At 71.2% G+C, this 22,687-nt stretch carries 18 protein-coding genes and 3 pseudogenes; 12 read left to right on the top strand and 9 right to left on the bottom strand.

Translation table 11 applies throughout. The features are described 5' to 3' along the window. The 4 genes from DN069_RS13025 to DN069_RS13010 form a co-directional block, all read left to right on the top strand. On the top strand, positions 1–758 hold a 758-nt coding region (locus DN069_RS13025), incomplete at its 5' end, for a cytochrome c oxidase assembly protein (protein ID WP_111501109.1). 110 nt (positions 759–868) lie between these two features. After that, positions 869–1,183, top strand: a complete 315-nt coding sequence (locus DN069_RS13020) for an integration host factor (RefSeq protein WP_111501108.1) — start codon at positions 869–871, stop codon at positions 1,181–1,183. Positions 1,184–1,418: 235 nt separating this feature from the next. Next, positions 1,419–2,003, top strand: a complete 585-nt coding sequence (locus DN069_RS13015; protein WP_111501111.1) for a carbonic anhydrase — start codon at positions 1,419–1,421, stop codon at positions 2,001–2,003. 141 nt (positions 2,004–2,144) lie between these two features. Continuing rightward, the gene (locus tag DN069_RS13010; protein ID WP_111501107.1) at positions 2,145–2,744 is read left to right on the top strand and encodes a cation efflux transmembrane domain-containing protein; all 600 of its coding nucleotides are present in this window, start codon (positions 2,145–2,147) and stop codon (positions 2,742–2,744) included. Positions 2,745–2,751: 7 nt separating this feature from the next. Here DN069_RS13010 and DN069_RS13005 read toward each other — a convergent pair. From DN069_RS13005 to DN069_RS12985, 5 genes and pseudogenes are all read right to left on the bottom strand, one after another. Continuing rightward, positions 2,752–3,251 (bottom strand): annotated as a pseudogene (locus DN069_RS13005) (adenine nucleotide alpha hydrolase family protein). A 2-nt stretch (positions 3,252–3,253) separates the two neighbouring features. Next, positions 3,254–3,513 (bottom strand): annotated as a pseudogene (locus DN069_RS41490) (arsenic transporter); the annotation flags it as partial. 451 nt (positions 3,514–3,964) lie between these two features. Then, positions 3,965–5,047, bottom strand: coding sequence for a tyrosine-type recombinase/integrase (locus DN069_RS12995; RefSeq protein ID WP_165845483.1), 1,083 nt, complete (start codon positions 5,045–5,047; stop codon positions 3,965–3,967). A 283-nt stretch (positions 5,048–5,330) separates the two neighbouring features. Then, on the bottom strand, positions 5,331–5,507 hold the full coding sequence (locus DN069_RS12990; protein ID WP_111501105.1) for a helix-turn-helix domain-containing protein: 177 nt from the start codon (positions 5,505–5,507) through the stop codon (positions 5,331–5,333). Between the two features lie 406 nt (positions 5,508–5,913). Continuing rightward, positions 5,914–6,306 carry a hypothetical protein gene (locus tag DN069_RS12985; protein WP_111501104.1) on the bottom strand — a complete coding sequence of 131 codons (393 nt, stop codon included), beginning with the start codon at positions 6,304–6,306 and terminating at the stop codon, positions 5,914–5,916. A gap of 741 nt (positions 6,307–7,047) precedes the next feature. Here DN069_RS12985 and DN069_RS12975 point away from each other — a divergent pair. Beyond that, a complete protein-coding gene (locus DN069_RS12975) occupies positions 7,048–8,493 on the top strand; it encodes a tyrosine-type recombinase/integrase (RefSeq protein ID WP_243639158.1) in 1,446 nt (481 codons plus the stop codon). A 3-nt stretch (positions 8,494–8,496) separates the two neighbouring features. Then, the gene (locus tag DN069_RS12970; RefSeq protein WP_207892140.1) at positions 8,497–10,845 is read left to right on the top strand and encodes a site-specific integrase; all 2,349 of its coding nucleotides are present in this window, start codon (positions 8,497–8,499) and stop codon (positions 10,843–10,845) included. 60 nt (positions 10,846–10,905) lie between these two features. On the opposite strand, the pseudogene DN069_RS42835 reads toward DN069_RS12970, so the two are convergent. From DN069_RS42835 to DN069_RS12950, 4 genes and pseudogenes are all read right to left on the bottom strand, one after another. Then, a pseudogene (locus DN069_RS42835) lies at positions 10,906–11,232 on the bottom strand (DNA cytosine methyltransferase); the annotation flags it as partial. Further along, positions 11,229–12,206, bottom strand: coding sequence for a TRM11 family SAM-dependent methyltransferase (locus DN069_RS12960; RefSeq protein ID WP_111501100.1), 978 nt, complete (start codon positions 12,204–12,206; stop codon positions 11,229–11,231). The gene DN069_RS12960 and the pseudogene DN069_RS42835, both read right to left, overlap by 4 nt. Positions 12,207–12,220: 14 nt before the next feature. Beyond that, on the bottom strand, positions 12,221–13,021 hold the full coding sequence (locus DN069_RS12955) for a hypothetical protein (RefSeq protein ID WP_111501099.1): 801 nt from the start codon (positions 13,019–13,021) through the stop codon (positions 12,221–12,223). 443 nt (positions 13,022–13,464) lie between these two features. Continuing rightward, the gene (locus tag DN069_RS12950; RefSeq protein WP_133259904.1) at positions 13,465–14,232 is read right to left on the bottom strand and encodes a hypothetical protein; all 768 of its coding nucleotides are present in this window, start codon (positions 14,230–14,232) and stop codon (positions 13,465–13,467) included. 225 nt (positions 14,233–14,457) lie between these two features. On the opposite strand from DN069_RS12950, the gene DN069_RS12945 reads away from it, so the two are divergent. The 6 genes from DN069_RS12945 to DN069_RS12910 all read left to right on the top strand — a co-directional run. Continuing rightward, a complete protein-coding gene (locus DN069_RS12945; protein WP_133259903.1) occupies positions 14,458–15,276 on the top strand; it encodes a hypothetical protein in 819 nt (272 codons plus the stop codon). Positions 15,277–15,600: 324 nt separating this feature from the next. Next, positions 15,601–15,885: a pilin gene (locus DN069_RS12940; RefSeq protein ID WP_341538467.1), complete on the top strand. Its 285-nt coding sequence runs from the start codon at positions 15,601–15,603 to the stop codon at positions 15,883–15,885. 251 nt (positions 15,886–16,136) lie between these two features. After that, positions 16,137–17,711, top strand: a complete 1,575-nt coding sequence (locus DN069_RS40025) for a TrbL/VirB6 family protein (protein WP_165845482.1) — start codon at positions 16,137–16,139, stop codon at positions 17,709–17,711. After that, a complete protein-coding gene (locus DN069_RS12920) occupies positions 17,698–18,609 on the top strand; it encodes a PrgI family protein (RefSeq protein WP_207892139.1) in 912 nt (303 codons plus the stop codon). Before DN069_RS40025 ends, DN069_RS12920 begins: the two co-directional genes overlap by 14 nt. After that, positions 18,606–20,381 (top strand): VirB4 family type IV secretion system protein, encoded by a 1,776-nt coding sequence (locus DN069_RS12915; RefSeq protein WP_243639156.1) that lies wholly within the window; start codon positions 18,606–18,608, stop codon positions 20,379–20,381. The genes DN069_RS12920 and DN069_RS12915 overlap by 4 nt, the downstream gene beginning before the upstream one ends. Beyond that, positions 20,378–22,687, top strand: a 2,310-nt coding sequence (locus DN069_RS12910; protein WP_111501092.1) for a DUF8128 domain-containing protein, incomplete at its 3' end; no start/stop codon positions are given. The genes DN069_RS12915 and DN069_RS12910, both read left to right, overlap by 4 nt.

The following is a 22,687-nucleotide window of genomic DNA, read 5'->3' as shown; positions in this document are numbered from 1 at the left end:
GCGCCGTCCAGGCCGTGCTGCTGCTCATGGTCGTGCCGCTGCTGCTTGCCCTCGGCGCGCCCGTCAGCCTTCTCGTCCAAGCCGCCCCCGTCCGGCTGCAGGTCGCATTGGAAGGTGCGCTGTCCGGACGGTTCTCGCGGGTGCTGATGTTCCCGCTGGTCTCCACCGTGCTGCTCATCGTGCCGCCGTGGCTGTTCTACTTCACCTCCTGGTACGCCCGCTCGCTCACCGACCCGGCCTGGAACACCGCCTTCCACCTCGCCTTCGTCGCCGCCGGGCTGGCCTACTTCTGGCCCCGCCTGCAGATCGACCCCGTCCCGCGCCACTACCACCCCCTCCTCGGTGTCGTGATCACTGTCGCCGAGGTGATCTTCGACGCCGCGCTCGGTTGCGTTCTCGTTTTCGGCGGGCACCTCCTCGCTGCCCACTACTGGCACACCCTGAACCGGCCCTGGGGCTGGGCCCCGGCCCAGGACCAGAAATGGGGTGGCGCCGTCCTGTGGGGGCTCGGCGACATCGCCGGCGTGCCGTTCATGGCCGCCCTCATCGCCCGCGTCCTGAAAGAGGAACGCGCCCGCACCAAGGCCGTCGACGAACAACTTGACCGCGAAGAGCTCGCCGCCGCATCCATCGGCCCCGCCCCGCGCGAAGAGGACCGCACCCCATCCCCGCAGTTGCCGGACCCGGCACGCCCCTGGTGGGAAACCGACCCCCGCCTCGCCCACCGCTACGGCCACGGACCCGGCCAGGACACGTGATCCGGTCCTCCCGTGGAGCGCACCGCCGCGCGCGCCGGCACGCCGGAAGGGGTCGGTGGTGCGCCCGCGGGGCATGATGACTTTCCAGGGAATGCGAACGGGAGGCGGTAGTGGATCGACACTTCCTGCACAAGCGGCGGCCACACCCGGGCCGGCCGGACGACGCCGACGCGGGCGAACGCGCGCGGGTCCTCGCCGAGCTTGCTGACGGCAGGGCCCTTGCGGACGTCCTGGACCACGAGCACGCCGTCGTGGACGCGATGCCCGTGCGTGAGCTGCTGGAAGCGCTGCCGGGAGTCGACAAGATCCACGCCGCGCAGCTGACGCACGCGCTTGGCATCGCCGAGCGGCGCACTGCAGGTGGGCTGAGCGACCGTCAACGCCAACGGCTGCGGGAAGCGTTCCCGCCGCCAGCGGCGGCCTGACCCCAGCAGCACCCGGCGGCCATGTGTGCGCTTCGCCCGGCCAAGGGCCGCGGTGCGCTGCCACCGTGACGCTCACCCGGCGGCAGCTGACGGAACCGAGCCGTAGTGATGGCAGCACCCGACCCGCTGCCGATGGGATGGGCCCGGTGCCGCCGACGGGTGCGTACGGCATCGCGGTTCAGGCCGTAGGCTGCCGGACGTGATCGACACTCCCCAAGAAGCGTTCGACCTGCTGATGGCGGGCAACAGCAGGTTCACCGGCGCCGCCCCACAGCATCCGAACCAGGACGCCGCCCGCCGGACGGAACAGGCAGCGGGTCAGAGCCCGTTCGCGGTGCTGTTCGGCTGCTCCGACTCCCGCCTGGCCGCGGAGATCATTTTCGACCGCGGACTGGGCGACTTGTTCGTGGTCCGCACCGCCGGACACGTGATGGGCCCGGAGGTCCTGGGCAGCATTGAGTACGGCGTCAGCGTCCTCGGCTGCCCGCTGGTGGTCGTCCTCGGCCACGATTCCTGCGGCGCGGTCGCGGCGGCCAGGGCGGCCGTCGCCGACGGCACCACCGCCGAAGGCTACGTGCGCGACGTCATCGAGCGGGTCACCCCCAGCGTGCTGGCCGCCCGCGCCGCCGGACGAACCGAGGACGGGGACTTCATCGCCGCCCAGATAGAGCACACCGTGGACCTGCTCATGGACCGCTCCCGCATCCTGGCCACCGCGGTGGAAACGGGACGCGCGGCCGTGGTGGGCTTGGCCTACCGCCTGGTCGACGGTACCGCCCACCTGGTCACCGCCCGCGGCCTGGACCCCGCACGCGCCTGACGCCACCGGGCCGGAGCCACCCTCCCGGTCGGCCGGGTGTGGGTGTGCCGGGGGACATTCGAACAGCCGTGGGCGGCAGCGAGAGTTCGGCTTCGGTGGCCCTGTGCCGTGGCTGATCGTTCGGCCTGGGAGACTTCCGGCGTGAACACGTTGCACGAGATCAGCCGCGCGTCCCTGCTGCGCCGGGGCTTCGCGCTGGAGTACGGCACGCTCGGCTGGAATGTGGTCGGCATCGTGGTGCTGGCCGTGGCCGCGGTCGGGGCTCGGTCGGTGGCGCTGGCAGGGTTCGGCCTGGACTCCCTGATCGAGATCGGCGCCTCGACCGTGGTGATCTGGGAGCTGTCGGGGACCGGCGAGGACCGGCAGCGCCGGGCTCTTCGGTTGATCGGCGGGGCGTTCGCGCTGCTGGCCGTGTACCTCGCGGTGCAGTCCACGCTGGTGCTGGCCGTCCGCTTCCATCCGCGCCATTCGGCGCTGGGTATCGCGTGGACCGCGGTCACCGCGGCGGTGATGTTCGTCCTGGCGACGGGCAAGGCCCGCACGGGTGCGGCGTTGGACAACCCGGTGCTGAAGACCGAGGGCAGGGTCACCTTCATCGACGGTGTGCTGGCCGCCGCCGTCCTGCTCGGCCTGACCCTGAACGCCGCCATGGGCTGGTGGTGGGCGGACCCGGTCAGCGGCTATCTGATCGTCTTTTACGCTGTGCGCGAGGCCCGGGAGATCTTCTCCGGCGACCACTGACCCCGGCTCACGGCCGGTTGGGTGGCGGGGCCGGCGGGAGGTACTCGATGCCTCGGGCGGGTGCGGGCCACACCAGCAGCACGGGGCACGGCACCCTGGTCGACCACGAAACGCGTCGCGGGGCCCAGGCTCTGCGGGCCAAGGTGCCCGCGGTCGCCGTCGCGCGCGCAGATCAGCCGGGAGGCTCCTGGGCGGCGTGGACGACCTCGCGTCCGACGTGACCATGGAGGTCGCGGCGGGCGACCGGACCGCGGTCCAGGCGTCGGGCGGCGGCGAGCAGGCCAGTTGCGGTGTTGTCGGCGAGGGTCTGCACCTGGTTACCGGGATCGTGACCCGGTCCGCCGCGACCGAGCAGCCCGGCGAAGTCCCCGTGCGCGGCTTCGGCCACATCGTCGCCGTGACGCAGAGCAGGGTGATGCCGGTGCCGGCGGGGGTGTGGGTGCGGGCGGCGTCGATGGCGGCCTGCCAGGTTCCCTCGGTGATCCACACCAGCACGGTCCCGCTCACGCTCAGCCTCCGATCGCCTGCAGCATGGCCCACGGTGCCGCAGTGGCCGCCACCACGGTGGCGTGCACCGTGAGCAGGCCGAGGCGGGTGAAGTCGCCGAGGTCGGCGTCGGTGTCGTGCTCGTGCAGGATGCGCCGCCACAGCAAAGTGGCCAGCCGACGTAGGTGAGGTTGGGCCCAGGTTCACCCCGATCAGCGCGGCCAGAACCCGCCCCCGGTCCGCTGCTGGCGAGGATGGGCAGCAGGGCCAGGATCGCGGGCAGCTCAGGGTGAGGTAGTACGGGGGACGGAGAGTACCGGTCGAATGCGCAATGTTCTGTCAGTTCAGTCCACTTCGTCCGCGTGCTCCTTAACTCTCCTGAGGTACGCATGCGCGAATGGGAGCAACGGCTCTTTGACCTGCGGTGATCCAAGATCGTCGAGCACCTCGTTCGCTCGCGCGTCCAACGGGGTCTCGGAGTAGTGGGGCGCTGCTTGATCGGCTATGGGACGGCTTGTTGGCCCCGAATTGGCCCCGAGGCGTTCCCTGCGTGCTCAGGCAGCCGCCTGACCTGCGACGTTGTAGGGCGGCGGACGAGTCGGCCATGTACGCCGGGTTCAGTCTCTGTTGGCCTGCTGCCGGAGAAGGACGCGCTGTCCTGCGGAGAGATGGAGAAAGAGTCCCTGGTGGTTCGTGTCCAGCCTGACACGAACCACCAGGGCCACTATCGCAGTTCACCCTGAGGGTGGCGTGAGCGATCGGTTCCACCGGGCGCTGAGCGCACCGAGGAGCTTGTCGTTGAGGGCGGTGGCGACGTGGCTGTAGATGTCGTCGATGTCTCGGTCCATGCGGTGTCCGAGGCGGCGTGCTTGGACGACGTCGGGGAGGCCGTCTTCGATCAACCAGGTCTTGTGGGAGTGGCGCAGTCCGTGGAAGGTCAGGCCGGGCTTAAGGGGTTTCCAGACGGTGCCGTCGGCGAGGGTGATGCCGTTGACGGCGGGTGCCCAGGTGCGTCGGCCGAAGCAAGAGCGGCGTAGGTGTTTGCCGTTGATGCTGGTGAAGATGTGGGCGTGGCGGTGGCGTTTGAGCTCGTTGGCGAGGAGTTCAGCGAGGAACGTGGGCAGTGTGATGTTTCTGGCGCTGGCCGGTGTCTTCGGTGGGCCGTAAGTGAGGCGGCCGTTGATCTCGTGGAGCGCTCCCGATTGGGGGTTGATGACGAGTCGGGGCTGGCTCCCGTTTAGGTGGCAGTTCTCTCGCCGGAGGCCTGCGAGTTCGCCCCAGCGCATTCCGGTGTATGCGGCGGTGATCACGAGGAGGGCTTGGTTGGGGCTGGCGAGTTGGAGGACCCGGGAGGCGATGGCGCGTACTTCGTGTTCGTCCGCCCAGATCTTCTCCTGTGCGGGGTCATGGGAGCGGGTGCGGCCTCGGTTGCGCTTGCGGACGGGGTTGGTGGTGAGTAGCCCTTCTTCGACGGCGTCGGTCAGGATCAGCGCGAGGAGCTTCCGGATCGCGCTGACGGTACTGGGTGTGTGGGTGGTGTACAGGTCCTTGACCCAGACCTGAACTTGGGACGGGCTGATGTCGGTCAGCGGCACCGCGCCCCAGCGGGGGATGAGGTGGTTCTTCGTCAGGGACTTGTACTGGGCGAGGGTGTTGTCGCCGATGTCGATGGTCTCCCACCAAGTCTCAAGCCAGTCCGCGAAGCAGAGTCCGGCGGCCGCTCCTTCGGTCGGGGTGATCACCGCCGGGGCTAGCGGGGCGTCGGCCTGGACGGTGCGAGCAGGTGGTTGCAGAATGCGGCGGTCCTGGATGGTCACGGCGTGGTCGCGGGCGTCGTCGTGGGTCAGGAAACCAGGCACTGAGCCGGCTGTGCCGTCGTCCTTCCAGTACCGCACGCGCCAGGTCCGTCCGTGCTTCTCGACCCAGGCCATGGGCCACTCCTTCCTCAGGGAACGTTTGCCGGGCTGGAGACGGACGCCGCTGCGCGGCGCCGCGTGCCCGGTGGCGTCGGGGTCCATCAACGCTCTGCGTGGCCGGTAAGGGGAAGCGGGTCGTGGATTCGTCCCCAGCGCCAGAGTGACTGCGCTGATCAGGTCAGGTTCATCGCTTCGTGACGGCGCGGTGGTGGCGGGCGATGATTTCTTCGAGGTCGGCTCGCGTGAAGCGGACCTTGCGGGCGATCAGGACGTGGCCGACAAGGCCCTGGGCCGCTTGGCGGCGTAGCCAGCCGGCCGACATCTGGAGCAGCATGGCCGCCTGCTCGCTGGTGTAGAGCATCTGCCCAGGAACAGGGATGGTGGCAGGAGGCGTGTGTTCGCCCGCTTCGATCTCGTCGGGTTCGTCCGCCGGCGCTTCCGGAGCGCTGCGTGGGTTTCTCCGGCGCCGAGTCGGACTCGCAAGCGGTGGGCCGGGGTTGCCGCGGTGGGGCCGTTCGGATTCCCCGGCGGTCGGTTCGCGCTCAATCGACGGTGGCTGGGGGTGGCGAGTTCGTCCGCGACGCTGGGTAGCAGCGCGGGCTGTTGCGCCCAGCAGAGTGTTCAGGTCGTGTGCCTGCTCTGATGCAGAGGTGTCGGCTGACACGCGAGCCTTCCCTTGCGGCGGGTGGATCGGTTGCACGGCGGCCCCCTTCCCACATGGGGAAGGGGCGCGCGGGTTCTCCTGTCCGGTGTGGCGCTGTGGGTTGTCAGCCGTGGAGGGCGACGATCCGGCTGTCCCAGTCGGGGCCGCCGTCGACGAGGGCGGTGAGGACGACGTCGCCGTGATGGGTCCATGAGTCAACCGGGACCCGGGTGTTGGGCTTGCAGGTCTTCGTGATGGTGTCGCCGCCCCAATAGTCGCCCAGGTGCATGTTGACGGCCTTGAGTTCGACGCAGCCCCTGAAGGCTTCGACGGCCCCGGTGATGCGGTAGCCGCCGTGGTCCCGGGTGACGCTCAGTTCCGCGTGCCCCGTGACGGAGCTGTCGCCGGAGGCGGCGTCGAGGGAGATCCACTGGTTGGCCAGCGCGGGCTGAGCGGCGGTCATCAGCGCAGCCGCGATGAGGGCGGCCAGGGTGGCACTGCGTCGGGTCAGGTTCATCAGCGCTTGATTCCTTATCTGAGGGGTGCCGTGTTCAACGCACCTGGAAGGTGTTGCGGCGCGCCTGCCACACGGAAGAGGGGTCGTGCGCAGCACGGGCGTTTGAACTGGGTGCGGGGGTGCTGGTGGCGGCCCGGGGGGCCGCCACCACCTGGTTCACAGGTCGAGGTCGTGCAGCACGCGCAGGGCAAGGGCGCCTTGAATCTGGTTAACCGCGCCGCCGAGGAGGCGGAGCCGTGCGGCGCGGCTGAGCCCGGGCAGGTCGGTGTAGCCGTCGGGGAAGGCTTGGAGCCATTCGACGAATTCGGGTCTCAGCCTTCGGTGTTCGTCGGCGGGGTGGGGTGCTGGGCGTCCGAGGACGGCTTCCCAGCGGCGGATGGCGTCGGTGTATTCGCGCCAGTCGGGCCCGGTGGCGCGATGGGTAGCACGACCTGCGACAGGGGCGGCCGGAACCCCGGTGTCGCGCGGCGGCCTGGGGTGCCGGTGTCGCTCGCCCGAGGAGTTGGGAGCAGCTTGATGCCCGCGGCCAGCGACGACAGCGTGGGGCCGTTGGAGTAGCGGCGGCCGGGGGAGCCCTTGCTGCCGTCGCAGGCCGTGGGGGTGGGCAGCAGGCGCGGCGGCTCGCTGGTGCGTGCAGCGGTGATCTCGCCGACTTCCGCCGCAAGGGACTTCCCGCGGCGCCCGGCGTGCTGGGAGGGGGAGCGGCGGGTCTGCCGTTGCTCCCCGGCCGAGGCCCTGGGGGTGGGCAGCAGTGAGGAACAGGCGCTTGCGCTGGTGGCAGCATCCGGCGTCGGAAGCTGCCACAACACCCCATCGGATGTCGTCAAAGCCCAGCGCGGCCAGGTCGTCGAGCGCGTGCTGGAGGCCGAGGCTGATGTAGCCGGGGACCTGTTCCATGACGACCTTGTTGACTGCACTAAGTCCTTGATCTTTGGCCCCTGGATCGGCGGAGGAGTGCAGGTGAGTGGTGGAGCGCGCGATGTCGGGTCGTTGCAGCTGCCGAGAGTTGGTCGCGTGGCGGAGCCGGGTCGGGACGGACTCCCAGTCGAGGTTGTCGACGCGGCGGGCGAACCGATCGAGGCGATCACGCAGTTCATCCGGGAGTTGACGGCGGGTGACTACGCGTCGTCGTGCCGCTCGTACGCCTACGACATGCTGCGGTGGTGGCGCTTCCTGGCAGCGAACGATGTCGAGTGGCATCGCGCCTGCCGGGAGGACGTCCGGGACCTCGTGCTGTGGATGCGCTCCGCGGACAACCCGCAACGTCGGCGTTCGCGCCCCGACACGCCCAGGGCCGGCGCGGTGAACGCCCGCACGGGAAAGGCCCATCTGCCAGACGGGTACGCGCCGCGGACGATCAACCACCAACTGGCCGTCCTGAGCCGGTTCTACGAGTTCCACCGCTCGTTCGCGCGTGGCCCGCTGGTCAACCCGGTGCCCACAGCTTCGCGCAGCGGCGAGCGAGCGGGGGCGCACGGCAACCCGATGCTGCCCGTCGCACCGCATCGCCGCGGCGCCTACCGGCAAAAGGTGCCCAAGCAGACACCGCGGGCCATGCCCGACGCCCTGTTCGACGAGCTGTTCGCCCTGATGACGAGCCACCGCGACCGCGCCCTGCTGGCGCACTACATCTCCAGCGGCGCGCGGGCCTCCGAATTGCTGGGGATGACCTGCGGAGACCTGGACTTCGGCCGCCAGACCATCCAGGTGATCGGCAAGGGGACACGGGCGGTCGAGAAGATACCGGCCTCCCCGGACGCCTTCGTATGGACCCGGCTTTACCTCGCCGAAGGGCGGGTCAGCCCGGCCGACCAGCCACTGGATCCCGGGGCACCGCTGTGGGTGACCCTGCGCGGAAGCCGCCGCCCCTTGAGCTACACCGCGATGCGCGCGGTGCTCAACCGCGCCAACGCCAAGCTGGGCAGCAACATCACGCTGCACGATTTGCGGCACACCTGCGCGACCCGCATGGCGGCTGACCCCAACATGGCCATTACCGACGTGCAGGCGGTCCTGCGCCACAAGAGCCTGACCAGCACTCAGGTCTACACGACCGTCGAGCTGGAGACGCTGATCGCCCGCACCCTGGAGTACCACGCCCGCCGCGCGGACCCTCCGCCGCCCCGCCCGCACCCCGCCTACGACGCGGCCGACCTTGCCCTTCTCTTCGGCGACGGGCAGGCATAGACGATGACCGGTACCAGAGACGCACTCACCCTGATGCGCCAGGCATCGGTGCTGACAGTCAAGGACTTCCCGGCGCCCGTGGTCGACCACGCGGCCCTGGCCGCATGCGGTCCCGAACTCGCGAACGCGGACGTCGACGCGCTGGAAGCCCTCAGCGTGGAGGTCCTGGGCGTCGAGGACCCGGTCCGCCACCACTCGCGGCGCTGGTGCTTGGCAGAGATCACCAGGTGGCTGTCCCGCTTCCCCGGCGCGACCTGGCAGCAGCGCTGGCTCGCCAGCGGAATCCAGGACGCGGCCAAGGCGTTCAGTGAGGCCTCCAATGCGCGCCGCTACCGCCTCGTGAAGGGCGTCGCCGTCCTGATCTGCTGCGGAGTGCTCCACCCCGACGCGGACTGGCTGGTGCGGCACAAGTTCGTCGACCTCTACCCGCTCTACCAGTCCTGTCGGGAACCGGAGCGCTTCGTCCTGCTCGCCAAGCTGCTGCGGGACCAGGGAGCGGACGACCGCATCGTCGGCATGGCGATGCGGCACCTGGTGATGATGCTGGTGTCCGTGGCCAAGACCATCGACGAGATCGCCGCCGAGGACCTCATCGCTCACCACTGGCGGCTCAAGGCCCGGTTCAACAAGATGCCGATCACGCCACTCGAAGCCCTCTGGCGCGTCATGCACGACCAGCACATGATCGAGGGGCCGGCCCGCCTGCGAGCCGCGGTCCAGTTCCGCCAGCTGACCGTCGAGGAGCTGGTGGACCGCCACGGCCTGGTCCACCGGCCCATGCGTGACCTGCTCGTGGAGTACTTCCGGCACCGGGTGCCGGGCACGGACTACAGCACCTTGTCCAACCAGGTCTACTGGCTCGGCGAGCTGTTCTGGGGCGACCTGGAACGCCACCAGCCCGGCATCACGTCCCTGAGCCTGCCGCCCGAGGTCGCCGACGCCTGGAAGCGCCGGATCGCCACCCGCCCGGACGGCACGGTCCGTCAGGAGCGTTACGCGCTGCTGAACGCCGTGCGGGCGTTCTACGCCGACATCAACCACTGGGCCTACGAAGACCCGGCTCGCTGGGCGGTCTGGGCGGCCCCCTGCCCGGTGACCAAGGGCGACCTGGCCGCCCGGCGCAAGCACCAAGGTGAGGTCAAGGCCCGGATGCACGCCCGCACCCGCACCCTCGCCCCGGCTCTGCCGCACCTGACCGCGGTCGCCCGCGCCCGCCGCGACCACGCACGGACACTGCTGGCCACCGCGCGCACGACGGAGCCCGGAACTGCCTTCGCCGTCGACGGCCGCTCCTACCTGCGCGTTGCCTGCAAGACCAAGCAGGCGCGACAAGTCTTGGTGCAAGCGAGCCCAGTCGGCGACGCCAGGCCCTTCGATGCCGTCGCCGAGGAACGCGAGAGCTTCTGGGCCTGGGCCGCGATCGAAGTCCTGCGACTGTCCGGGCTGAGGATCGAGGAGATGATGGAACTGACCCACCTCTCCATCCGCCGCTACACCCAGCCAGGCGGCGAGATCGTGCCGCTGCTGCAGATCGCCCCCTCCAAGATCGACGCGGAACGGGTCTTCCCGATCACCCCGGAACTGGCCCACGTGTTGGCGCAGGTGGTCACCCGAGTCCGCGGGGCGAACGGCGTCATCCCCTCCTGCTCGCGCTACGACATCCACGAACGCGTCTACGGCCCGCCGCTGCCACACCTGTTCCAGCGCACCCTCGGCTCGGGCCACCAGGTCTTCAGCCCCGAAACGGTCCGGAACTGGATCAGCCGCACGCTGGAGCGCTCGCCGGTCTACGACACCGACGGCACCCTCATCAGCTTCACCCCGCACGACTTCCGACGGCTGTTCGCAACCGACGTCGTCAACACTGGACTGCCGATCCACATCGCGGCTGCGATCTTGGGGCACACCAACCTGGACACAACGCGCAGTTACGCGGCGATCTACCCGGAGGAGACGCTGCGGACCTACCAGGCCTACATCCATTCCCGCCGGCAGGACCGGCCCGGCGAGGAGTACCGCGAGCCCACCAGCGAGGAATGGGCTGACTTCGAGCGCCACTTCACGCTCCGCAAGGTGGCCTACGGCAACTGCGATCGGCCCTACGGCAGTCCCTGCGCTCATGAACACGCCTGCGTGCGCTGCCCGATGCTCCGAGCTGAGCCCAGCCGCCTGCCCTTGATGCGAGAACTCGAGGAGAACCTCGACGCGCGCATCACCGAGGCCCGCGGGCGGCAATGGCTCGGCGAAGTCGCAGGCCTGGAGCAGACCTTGATTGCCCTGCGGGCAAAGACGGCACACGTCGAACGCCTGCTCGGCGAAGGCGTCAGTGACGCCCCCGCGCCAATGTCCTGAAGTCCGACGCTGGGGCCGACCGGGCACCCGCCCCAGCGTTGACAAGTGCAGAGAAAACAGGTCCGGCACCAGATGGCGAAGGGCTTCGGTGACGTGGGGCCACAGGTAGCGCGGGTCATCGGTGCCTTTCCGTTTCCCGGCGAAGCTGAACGGCTGGCAGGGGGCGCCGCAGGAGATGACGTGGACGCGCGGCACTCGCGTCCAGTCGACCTGGGTGATGTCGCCCAGATTGTGTGCGCCAAGGCGGGCAGCGAGGACGGTGGCGGCTGCGGGGTCGGGGTCGCTGGTCCAGGCGAGGCGGGTGCCGTAGACGGCTTCGACGGCCAGGTCGAGTCCGCCGATGCCGCTGCACAGCGACCCCAGCAGCAGTGGTTTGGGTTCGCTCATACGGTGCTCGCCAGCGGCTCACCGGACCACAAGGGGCTGCCGGGGCCTCCGACGGACTGGGGTCCGGGAGCGGAGGAGGGGGCTTGGAGGCAGAGGAGGTCCTCGTGGACGATCAGCGACATGGGGATGCCAGCCGCGCGGGCGGCGCGGACGTTGCGGAGCTGGAAGAACGAGGGCCGTGCCTGCAGGTGCCCGTCGCGGACGGCGGCCAGCAGCGCGACGCACCGTTCGACCAGGACCAGGCCCACGGCCTGGCCGGCGGCTACCACAGCCGCAGGGAGGTCGACCAGTTCCCCGTGTTCGCGCCACGGCCGGGCGGTGACCGCGATCGTGGCGCCGTCGGCGAGCAGGGGGCGGCAGGAGCGCAGGATCTGCGTGAACGAGTCCAGCAGCTCGTCGGTGGGCGCGTGCGCGAGGTTTCCCATGCTCGCGCCGTAGGTGTCGTGGAACTTCACGATGCCGTCCTGGCCGGTCTCGCGGGTGGAGCGGACCTGCCCGTGCAGTGAGGCGCCGTAGGGGGGTGAGGTGAGCAGCAGGTTCACGCTGCCGTGCAGTTCGGGGTTGACGATGCGGTCGGCGTCGCGGGCGTCGCCGCGGTAGACGGTGGCGGCGCCTTCGGCGCCCTGGCGGTGGGCGTGCATGACGTTGTGGCGGGCGAGCTTCGCCCAGCGGTGTTCGAGTTCGATGCCGATGGCGTGGCGGCCGAGGTGGGCGGCCTCGACCAGGGTGGTGCCGATGCCGCACATCGGGTCGAGCACGGTGTGGCCGGGCTGGGTGTAGGCGGTGATGGCGTGGCGGGCGATGGCAGGGAGCATCTTGCCGGGGTGGGCGGTGGAGCCGGCCAGGTAGCGGCCCTTGCGCTGGGTGGCCGGGCTGGCCTGGGCGGTCACCCACACCGAGCACGGCGCATCTGCCAAGGCCGCGCGGGCGGCGTCGAGCGGCGAGGGGGAGTCGAGGTTGCAGGCGGTGGTCATGGCGGGCTCCTCGGCTACTTGGTGAAGATGAGCAGGTCGTTGTGGGCGACCTGGTGCCGTCCGGCGCGGGCGGTGGGGCCGGTGCAGGCGCAGTCCGGGCCGTGCGCGGCGGTGGGCTCGGTGCGGGGGCGCAGCTTGCCGTTGCTGGCGGTGGCCTCGACGGCGGCGACGTGCTGCAGGTAGGTGAGCCCGGCGGCCTGCGCGAAGGCGGTGAGCAGGCCGGGCCGGTCCTGGCCCGGCTGCTGACGGGTGACCACCACCGCGACGCCGCCCGGGCGCAGGACGCGCACGGTGGCGTCCAGCACCGGCGCTAGTTCGGAGGCGCCGGCCGGGTGGTGCGGGGCCAGGATCGCGAGCGCCGCGCGGGAGGCGAGGCGTTCGCTCTGGCCGGGCAGGCCCGTGGGCGGGACGTGCCGGAGTACGGCCAGGGAGGCGACTTCGGTGGGCTGCTCATTCAGGAGGGCGGATGTGGTGCGGGCGTGGTCGGGGGTGCGGGCGTAGCCGATGACCTTGCGGCCGCAGGTGACCGGGGCGATGAGCGGGCTGCCGTTGCCGGCATCGGGTACCCACACGACGTCGCCGGGCTGGCTGTAGGTCTCGGTGATCTGGCGGACCAGGGGAAGGGGGAGGCGGCGGGCGCAGGCGGTGCCGACGGGGTCGGCGCACAGTGGGCAGCACCCGGTGAGCGGTTCGGTCAGCCAGACCGACAGCGGAACGGAGGGCAGACCGTCGAGGCGGGTGGTGTCGCGGCGGTGCCGGCCGCGCGGGGTGGGGACGAGGTCATCGGAGGATGCGTGGGTGCGGTGGTCGTTCATGGACGGCTGGCCCGACGGGCGCCGCAGGACGCTGACACCCTAAGAAACGCATTTTTCGGCCCGATCCAAACGCACGATCAGAAATTCGACCGCAGCACCGTCTTGCGATAGCCCACGAGGTCGCACTCAGGGTGAGCGCGGTAGACCGTCGAAGCGGGTGCCGTGAGCAGGGAACCGGGACCGGGGCAGCGGCATGTGCGAGGAGCTTCCCCAGAGGTCGCAGTTGTGGTGGCGCCGCAGATCTCCAGCCGGGCCGAGGGGAGCCCAACGCCACATTCTTGCTGCTCAGGGCCGTACCTCCGGTCTTCCTCCGGTGTCATCTGCTAGTGAAAACGGAGGAAGACCGGAGGTTCGCCGGAGGTGGCTTGTGGCCGTGCCGCATGGGGGTGCGCCGGCCAACCCAGGCCAGATTCGAAGCCTGTGGTGTGCGTGGGTCGGGCAGGTCAGCGACTGATGACCGGTCCGTTCAGGCCGAGCTTGAAGTCCGAGCTGGGGGTGGGGGCGCTGGGCGCGTTGACGTGCATGCTCGTGTAGCGGCCGCCTGTGAGGCCGCTGACCGTCACGGTGGCGGGATAGGAAACGGAGCCTCCGGCGGCGCAGTTCGGTACACACGTGTTCTGGCGCAGCCAGCCGGCGGCGGTTGCGCTGGGTCCTCCCCAGCCGGTCCAGGCAAGGCTCTGCAGGGCCGCGCCCGCGTCGCCGCAGAACAGGATGAACGTCGCGGGCTGGCCGACCGGCCGCCCGTCGCATCCGTAGATCACGACCGTGGTCGTCGCTGCCGAGGAGCCGCCCCGCGAGGTTGGTGTGGCGCGCGGCGGGACGGTGGTGACGGTCGCCGTGGGCTCTACTGCGTGCGCGCTGCTCGGCGGAATCGACGTGTGCGTGGGCCCGCTGGTTGGGGTGGGTGCGGCCTGGTGAGTGACGGTCGCGGTCACCGTGCGAGTCGGGTTGACCGACTGGGAGGTGACACCGGACGAGCAGGCCGTGACCGCGGCCAAGGTGCCCACCGCCGCGAGGGCGACCACGACGCCTTTCACGCGTTCAGGGTAGGCCGGGCGGTGATCGGCCGCACCCCAGGCTTCGGCGGTGTGCCGGAGGTCGCGAGCGCGTGTAGCCGATACTCGCTCGCGATCGTCGCGATCGTCGCGACGGTCCGTCGGTGCAAGCGTCGCAGAACAGAATTCCATGGCTTGCGAGGCCAGGGTCTGCACCTCGGGCTCTTGTGACAGCGGCGCGTGTGCGCAGGTCAGCGACGGACCTCCGGTGCGCCGGGCGATCGGGACCAGCCTCTGCCGGGAGGTGGATCGGATGCCTGCCGGAGGTGGTCGGGAGGTGCCGCGGGGCTGGGGCGGAGGGGCGAAGGAGGCGGCTTCGGCGCGATAGGCCCGGGCGGTCCGTCGGGGTCGCCGCCGGCCTTCGACGAAGGGGATCGCGACATGACTGCCGCTGGAGTGCTGTACCCGCTGGAGCAGGTGGCGCGGGAGTTCCGTGCGTTGGTGGAGCGGCCGGTGCCGCTGGAGATGAAGACCGCTGACCTAGGCGAGGGCCTGCCGGACGGGACGGTCGACGTGGTGGCGTTGCGCGCCCTCCTGCTGCACCCGGCCCTCGGCCACCCCACGCGCGGCGCGGTGTGGGCGAGGCTGTTCGAATTGGCCGGGCTTGGTGGGCGTGAAGGACAGGACTGGCGCCTGGCCGCGGTCGGTATGGCCCTGCCGGGGTTGACCCGAGTGAGCATGCGCTGGGCGCAGACGGTCAAGACGGCCGGTCCGGAGGACCGGGCGGAGATCCAGATGATCGTGCTTGGGGGTTTCTGGGAGCAGTTCGCCGCCATGCAGGAGGACGGGACCTGGCGGCGTGACCCGGCCCGGATCCCGGCCCGTCTTCTGTGGGCTGCCGAGCGGGCGGCGCGCGCCGCACTCACCCGGGCGTCCCGGGTGCGGGAGGCGGAGGTGGAGCTGGAGCACGTTCCTGCCGCACGGGACGAGCGGGTCCAGCCGGAGCAGCTCCTCGCCGTCGCGGTCCGCAAGGGCATCATCTCCGCCAAGGGCGCGCGGATCGTCGCCTGGACCCGCCTGGACGGGACACCGATGGCCGAGGTCACCAGGCTCTTGGGCGGTTCGCGGGAGAGCCTGTTCATGCTGCGCACGCGCACCGAGCGCAAGCTCGCGGGGGCGATCGCGTCGGGCCGACTGTCCAGCGAGGACGTCGAATTGAATTTCGAGCGTTTGGATCGGCCCGAAAATTCGGTTTCTTGAGGGTGAGAGGCCATGCCGACTGGCGCCAGTAGTCGCCAGGCGTGGTGTTCCCGGGGTCCGCGCCGCGGACGTTGACACTTCGCACCTGGTCCTTCACGACCCCTTGAGGGAGGTGAAGGCCCGACGGACACCCCCGGGCTCACCGTACATCCGCTCTCTCCCGCTCCTTCGGGTGGTGCCGCCGCTCATGGCGGCACCACCCGGACCCACCTGCTCCCCCCGTCTCGTCGTGGAGGTTCCCGCATGCCCAGATTCCGGTTCCCCCGCCCGAGACGCCCGCCGCGAGCGCTGCTCCTTGCGGGCTTGTCCGTGGGGTGTTGGGCCGTGAGCAGTCCGGCGGCGAGCGCTGCGGGTATCGCGAGCGCGGTCATCGCCGTGGCGACGATCGACCAGACGATCTCGAACATCACGAACTGGATCGTCGGCCTGCTGGCGGGACTTGCGACGCTGTTCCTCACCATCGGCGGGGTCCGCTACTTGATGGCCGGCGGCGACCCGGGCGAGGTGGAGAAGGCCAAAGGCGCACTCAAGAGCGCCGGCCAGGGCTACATCCTCGCGATCCTCGCGCCCGTCATCGTGACCGTGCTGAAGAAGATGGTCGGCGCATGAGGCGCCACCGCCTCCTCCACATCACCGTCCTCGCCGCCATCTCCCTGCTCCCTCTCACCGGCGTTCAGGCGAGTGCGGTCGCTGATCCGGGGGCGCCGCAGCCCTCGGCCGGAGCACCACCCACCCCACCAGCCGCAACTAGCGCGGGAAAGGTCCCGTCTCCAGCGCCGGGTCCGTCGCCTGCCCCGGTCACCGGGACACCCGGCAGCGATGGGAAGCCGGGTAGGCCCGCGCCGCCGCCTGACGGCGGGTTGATCCAGCCGGCCACCCCGTCCGATCCGAATGCGACCGGACTGTTCGACATCCCGGGCGAGGTGAAGGACGCGATCGCGTCCTTCCTCGCGGGCCTGTTGCAGCCGTTCGTGGTGCCGGTGATGAACCTTCTGGCCCACCTGCTGCTGTCCACGCCGGACGTCACGCAGATCCCTCGCGTGGCCGGGCTTTGGGAGAGTCTGCGGGGGCTGGCGTGCTCGCTGTACGTGCTGGCGGTGCTGGCCGCCGGGATCCTGGTCATGGCTCACGGCACGGTGCAGCAGCGCTGGGCGGCGCGAGACCTGATCCCGCGCCTGGTGCTGGGGATGCTGGCCGCGAACCTTTCGCTGACGGTCTGCCACCAGGTGATCGGCCTGGCGAACGCGGTCAGCGCAGCGGTCTTCGGCGACGGCATCACTGCCGACGACCTGGCCGGAACCCTCACCGGGATGCTCCTGAACGGCAACCCGACCACCGGGCCGCTCTACCTCGTGGTGTTTGCCCTCGCCGTCACGGTCATCGCCGTCGCGGTCGTGGCCACCGTCCTGGTCCGCATCGCCTGCGTCCTGGTCCTGGTCGTCGCCGCACCGCTCCTGCTGGCCTGCCACGGCTCCCCGGCCACCGAGGGCGCGGCCCGCCTGTGGTGGAAGGCGTTCTTCGGAATCATGGGCATCCAGGTCCTGCAGTCCGTGGTCTTCCTGGTCACCGTCAAAGTCCTGCTCGACCCTGGCAACTACAACTTCCTGGGGGCTCCCACCGCCGGGGCGCTGATCAACCTCACCGTGCTCGGGGGCTGCCTCTACCTGCTGGTCAAGATCCCCGGCTGGATCCGGCACCTGGTCACCAACCCGGTCCAGCGCACCGTCGGCGGCCGGGGCGGCCTGCACCTCCTGCAGAAAGTCGCCCTCGGCGCAATCGGCCTGCCGCTCGGCCCCTACGCTCTCGGCGCCCAGATCGCCGGCCGGTTCCGCCCGCCAGGCTCGCCGGGACTGTTCGGGATGCTCGGGCGGGGACCGGGGCGCCCGCCAGGCACGCCGGGCGGCCCGAACCCCCGCGGGCCCAAGCCACCAGGCGCGCCCGGGGGAGGGGGCCAGCCCCGACCGCCGGGGCCAGGCGGCGGCGCGAGAGGACGAAGCGGCCCCGGCACCCCACCGGGAGGCCCGCGTCCCAGCCACGGTGCGGGCCCGCACCCCGGCGTGCGGACAGGCAGCGGCCCCAGCGTGCCGACCTACCAATGGGGGACACCGCGCCGCCACGGCCCGCCGCAGCCCGGCGGGACGGGAGGTGCCACGCCGCGACGTCAGCCTGCGGCGGCGCCTCCCGCGCCGGGCAGGACCGCACTGCCCACCGGGCGCGGAGGCCAGCAGCCGACCCGGGCGCCCACCCCAACACCACCACCGGGGCCGGGCGGAGGCGGCCCCCGCCCAGCGCCGCCCCGCCCGCCGGTCACGCCACGGCCCCGTCCTGCTCTGCCCCCGCCGCTCCCGCGCCGTGCGCTGCCCGCCCCGCCGCTGCCCGGCGGACCGAAAACCCCAACGAGACAGCGAAAGAAGCCCCGAAGTGAATCGCCGTGACCCGGAACCTGAGTCGTGGGACCCGCTGGTGAAGATCCCCGCCGACGTCGAGCAGAGCGACAAGCTCGCCTGGAACCTGACCGCCCGCCAGCTCGTGCAACTCGGCCTGGCTGGCATCGCCCTGTGGGCGCTGTGGCAGGCCAGCCGCCCGGTGCTCCCGCCGCTGGTGTTCGCGATCGGCGCCCTGCCGGTCGCCGCAGTCAGCATCGCGGTCGTGCTCGGCCGCAGGGACGGGATCGGCATGGACCGGTGGCTCGGCCACTGGCTGCGCCACCGCCGGGCCCCACTCCATCTCCTGCCCGCCCCCCTCGTGCACCCTGCCGACGGGCTGGCGGAACTCCCCCTGCCGGTGACCGGCCTCGACGCGGACGGCGCCCTCACCCTGTCCGACGGCTGCGCGGTGCTCTCCCGGACCGAGACGGTGAACTTCGCCCTGCGCACCCCGGGCGAGCAGCGGGCGCTGGTCGCTGCACTGGGCCGGTGGCTCAACGCCCTCACCGGTCCGGTGCAGATCCTGGTCCGCACGCGCCGGCTGGACCTGGCCCCGATGATCGCGGCTCTTCGCGAGAGCGCACCCACGCTGCCGCATCCACTGCTGGAGGATGCCGCCGGCGAGCACGCCGACTTCCTCGGCCACCTGAGCGAGGGCCGAGACCTCCTCGCCCGCGACGTGCTGCTGGTCCACCGTGAAGACAGCGCCGACCCCGCCGCGCGGCAGCGCGTGCTGCGTCGGGCGGCGGACAGCGGCTCGCTGCTCGTCGCCGCCGAGGTCGGCACTCGCGTCTTGGACGCGCATCAAGCGTGGTCTGCCCTGTCCGCCGCCTGTGACGGCGACGCCCCCATGCATCCGCGGCCAGCCGTCCCCAGTAAGCCCGTCACCCTCGAAGGAGAACGGTGATCTCCCAGCTGTTGTCACGCCTTGGCAGGGCAACGTCCGAGGGCTGCCTGGTGGTTGACGGGTTGGGTCCGGACAGCGTGCAGGTGGAGGCCCGCCGGATCGGCCTCGGCGACCACGTGGCCGCCACCTTGATCGTGACCGGCTACCCTGCCGAGGTCGCGCCCGGCTGGCTCGACCCCCTGTTGAGCTACCCGGGCCGCCTAGACGTCTCCCTCCACATCACCCCCGTCCCCGTACAGGCGGCCGCCGACCGGCTGCGCAAACAGCGCGCCCGCCTGGAGTCCCACCGCCGAGCCGCCGCGCACCACGGCCGGCTCGACGATCCGACGACGGACGCGGCAGCCATCGATGCCGCTGAACTCGCGTGGCGGGTGGCCCGCGGCGAGGGCAAGCTCTTCCAGGCCGGCCTCTACCTCACCGTCTACGCCCCGGGCCCGGACGAGCTCGCCGACGAGGTCTCCGCCGTGCGCGCCCTGGCGGAGTCCATGCTGCTGCGGGTCCACCCGGCCACATGGCGCGCCCTTCAGGGCTGGACGACCTGCCTACCGCTCGGCACCGATCAGCTCGGCGTGACGCGCACCTTCGACACGGCCTCGTTGGCGGCGGCGTTCCCGTTCGCCTCCCCGGACATGCCCACCACCCACGCTGACAAGCAACAGCGCCCTTCCGGAGTGCTCTACGGGGTCAACGCCAGCGCCTCGGGCCTGCTGCTGTGGGACCGCTGGAGCCTGGACAACCACAACTCCGTCACCCTGGCCCGCTCCGGCGCGGGCAAGTCCTACCTGACCAAACTCGACGTCCTTCGCTCCCTCTACCAAGGCGTCCAAGTCCACGTCGTCGACCCCGAAGACGAGTACACCGCCCTGGCCGACGCCGTGGGCGGCACGGTCGTGCGGCTCGGCGCACCAGGAGTACGGCTCAATCCGCTCGACCTCGCCCCCGAGGATGGACCCCAGGCACTGACCCGCCGCGCGCTGTTCACCCACACCTTCCTGCAAGTGCTGCTCGGTGCACCGTTCGCCGGAGCGCAGAAGGCCCTGCTGGACAGGGCGATCCTGGCCGCCTACCACCAGCGCGGGATCACCGTGGACCCGCGCACCCACAACCGGCCCGCACCGCTGCTCGCCGATCTGGTCCAAACCTTGACCGAGTTTGCCGATCCCTCGGCGGTGGCGCTCGCCGACCAGCTCACCCCCTACACAACGGGTTCGCACCGAGAGCTGTTCGAGGCCCCCACCACCCAAGCGCGGGGCGGCCACCTGACCGTCTACAGCCTGCGGGACCTGCCCGACGAACTCGCCGCAGTCGGAACGCTGCTGGCTCTCGACCGCATCTGGCGCACCGTCAGCAACCCTGCCGATCCGCGCCGGCGCCTGGTCGTCGTGGACGAGGCGTGGCTGTTGATGCGTGACGGCGAAGGCGCAAAGTTCCTGTTCACCATGGCCAAGGCCGCCCGCAAGCACCGAGCCGGCCTCGCGGTGGTGACCCAGGACGCAGCAGACCTGCTGGCCACCGACCTGGGCAAGGCCGTCGTCGCCAACGCCGCAACCCAGATCCTGCTGCGCCAGGCCCCGCAGGCCATCGACGCCGTCACCGACGCTTTCGGTCTCTCCGCCGGCGAGGCCGCCTACCTGCTCGCCGCCCAGCGCGGCGAAGCCCTGCTGTGCGCGGGACCGGGCCACCGGGCGGCGTTCCGCAGCATCGCCTCCCCGCGGGAAGAGGAGCTGATCACTACGGGCATCGAACACCCCACCGCAGCGGGCGTGCGGTGAGCGCGAATGGCGGCATTCTCGGCCGCTTCCTCCTGGACCCCCAGACCCCGCTCACCGCCGTCACACACCTCGCCGCCCATACCTGGCCCATCGCCCTCCCCGCCGCGACCATCGCCGCGGGGGGCGCCGCCGTGGGTCGCGTCCTCGGGCATCACTACGCGCAGCGGCGGCTGACGCGAACCGGGCACGGCCTGGAGATCCTGGTCGCACCGATCGTGGACCCGGCCGGCGCCAACGCCCTGTGGGCGCACCTGCGCGGACTACTCCGCCCCTGGTGGCGACGCCTCGCCGGCCAGCACCCCCACCTCGTATTCGAGTACCGCTTCACCCCCGCCGGAGTGAGCCTGCGCCTCTGGGCACCCGGCAGCGTCCCGCTGCGGCTCCTGGAACGCGCGGTCGAAGCAGCCTGGCCCGGCGCCCACACACACCCGCTGCCAGGCCACGCCTTCGCCATGCCCGAGCACGCGGTCGCGACCGGCGGCCGGCTACGCCTCGCCCGCCCGGACATCCTGCCCATCGAGCACCGCCACGACGCCGACCCACTGCGCGCCCTCCTCGGCGCGGGCCAGAACCTCAGCGACGGTGAACACGTCACCGTCCAGATCCTCGCCCGCCCTGCCACCGGCGCGCGAGTGCGTCGCGCGAAGCGCAAACTCCGCAGCCTGCAGCAGGGAAGCGCCGCTCCCGCCCGACCCGGCCGGTTCCTCGACCTGCTGGCGCACCAGCCCCAGCGCGGTACCCCCACCCGGCACGATCCGGAGCGCGCCGACCAGCTGCGTGCCGCCCTCGCCAAGACCGCCGCCCCACTGTGGGACACCGCGATCCGCTACGCCGTCATCCTGGCAATCTCCGGCGACTCGGGAGAGGGAGTGCGTCGGGAGGCTGAGGCACGTGCCCGTGGCCGGGCGCACCAGGTTGCCTCCGCATTCGCTGTCTACGCCGCCCGCAACTGGTACGCCCGCCACCGCCTCCACCACCCGGCCAGGTCGCTGGCTGAGCGTCACTTCCCGCTGCGCGGGGACCTGCTGTCTGTCCCTGAACTCGCCGCCCTCGCCCACCTGCCGCTCGACCCGGGTGCCCCGGGGCTGACCCGGGCGGGCGCTCGAAAGGTCCTGCCGCCCGCCCGCACCCCCGAACCTGGGCCCGATGTGAAGCCGCTGGGCCGCGCCGATCTTGGCCCTGCCCGCATGGTCGGGCTGCGGGTCCCGGACGGACGCCACCACCTGCATGTCATGGGCGCCACCGGCTCGGGGAAGTCCACACTGCTCGCCAACCTCGTTCTCGCCGATGCCGAAGCCGGGCGCGGCGCACTGGTCGTTGACCCCAAGGGCGACCTGGTCCTCGACATCCTCGCGCGCCTGCCTGAGCACGCCCTGCCGCGGACCGTCGTGCTGGACCCGGCCGACGCTTCGCGTCCGCCTCGCCTGAACGTCCTGGAGACCGGCGGCAGCGACACGGACGTCGTCGTCGACAACCTGGTCGGCATCTTCCGGCGCATCTTCACCGCGTTCTGGGGACCGCGCACCGACGACGTCATGCGCGCCGCCTGCCTGACCCTCATCCACACCCAGCTGCCCGGCCAGCCGGTCACACTCGCCGACATCCCGCTCCTGCTGACCAGCTCCGCGATGCGCCAACGCACCGTCGCCCGACTCGACCCCCACGAGAAGACCCTGCGGGGCTTTTGGACCTGGTACGAGCAACTCTCCGAACCCACCCGCGCGACCATCACCGGGCCGCTGATGAACAAGCTCCGCGCGTTCCTGCTGCGGACCTTCGTCACCGACACCATCGCCGCCGGCGCCTCCACCTTCGACCTCGCCGACGTCCTCGACGGCGGCATCGCCCTGGTCCGCCTCCCCAAGGGCGTCCTCGGCGAGGAGACGGCCCGGCTGCTTGGCTCCTTCGTCGTCGCCAAGACCTGGCAGGCCGCCGCCCGACGCGCCGCGTCGGGCGAGCAGACCCGCAGGGACGCGACGCTGGTGCTGGACGAGTGCCACAACTTCCTCACGCTGCCGTATCCGCTGGAGGACATGCTCGCCGAGGCGCGTGGCTACCGCCTCTCCCTGGTCCTGGCGCACCAGAACCTCGCCCAGCTCCCGGCCGATCTGCGCGAAGGCATCTCCGCGAACGCCCGCAACAAGATCCTCTTCAACTGCTCGCCCGAGGACGCCCGCCAACTGGAGCGCCACACCGCCCCGTTCCTCGGCGCGCACGACCTCGCCCACCTCGGCGCGTTCCAGGCCGCCGCCCGCCTCGTCGTCCACGCCGCCGACCAATCGGCCTTCACCCTGGCCACCCGCCCC

Source organism: Streptacidiphilus pinicola (genome assembly GCF_003258295.1).
Taxonomy (GTDB): domain Bacteria; phylum Actinomycetota; class Actinomycetes; order Streptomycetales; family Streptomycetaceae; genus Streptacidiphilus; species Streptacidiphilus pinicola.
This window is presented reverse-complemented; position numbering and strand designations above follow the sequence as displayed.

Coding starts and splice junctions, on each gene's coding strand:
- DN069_RS12970 (WP_207892140.1), top strand. CDS start 8,497: ATGACCGGTACCAGAGACGCACTCACCCTGATGCGCCAGGCATCGGTG.
- DN069_RS12985 (WP_111501104.1), bottom strand. CDS start 6,306: ATGAACCTGACCCGACGCAGTGCCACCCTGGCCGCCCTCATCGCGGCT.
- DN069_RS12990 (WP_111501105.1), bottom strand. CDS start 5,507: ATGCTCTACACCAGCGAGCAGGCGGCCATGCTGCTCCAGATGTCGGCC.
- DN069_RS12945 (WP_133259903.1), top strand. CDS start 14,458: ATGACTGCCGCTGGAGTGCTGTACCCGCTGGAGCAGGTGGCGCGGGAG.
- DN069_RS12960 (WP_111501100.1), bottom strand. CDS start 12,206: ATGACCACCGCCTGCAACCTCGACTCCCCCTCGCCGCTCGACGCCGCC.
- DN069_RS13015 (WP_111501111.1), top strand. CDS start 1,419: ATGGCGGGCAACAGCAGGTTCACCGGCGCCGCCCCACAGCATCCGAAC.
- DN069_RS12955 (WP_111501099.1), bottom strand. CDS start 13,021: ATGAACGACCACCGCACCCACGCATCCTCCGATGACCTCGTCCCCACC.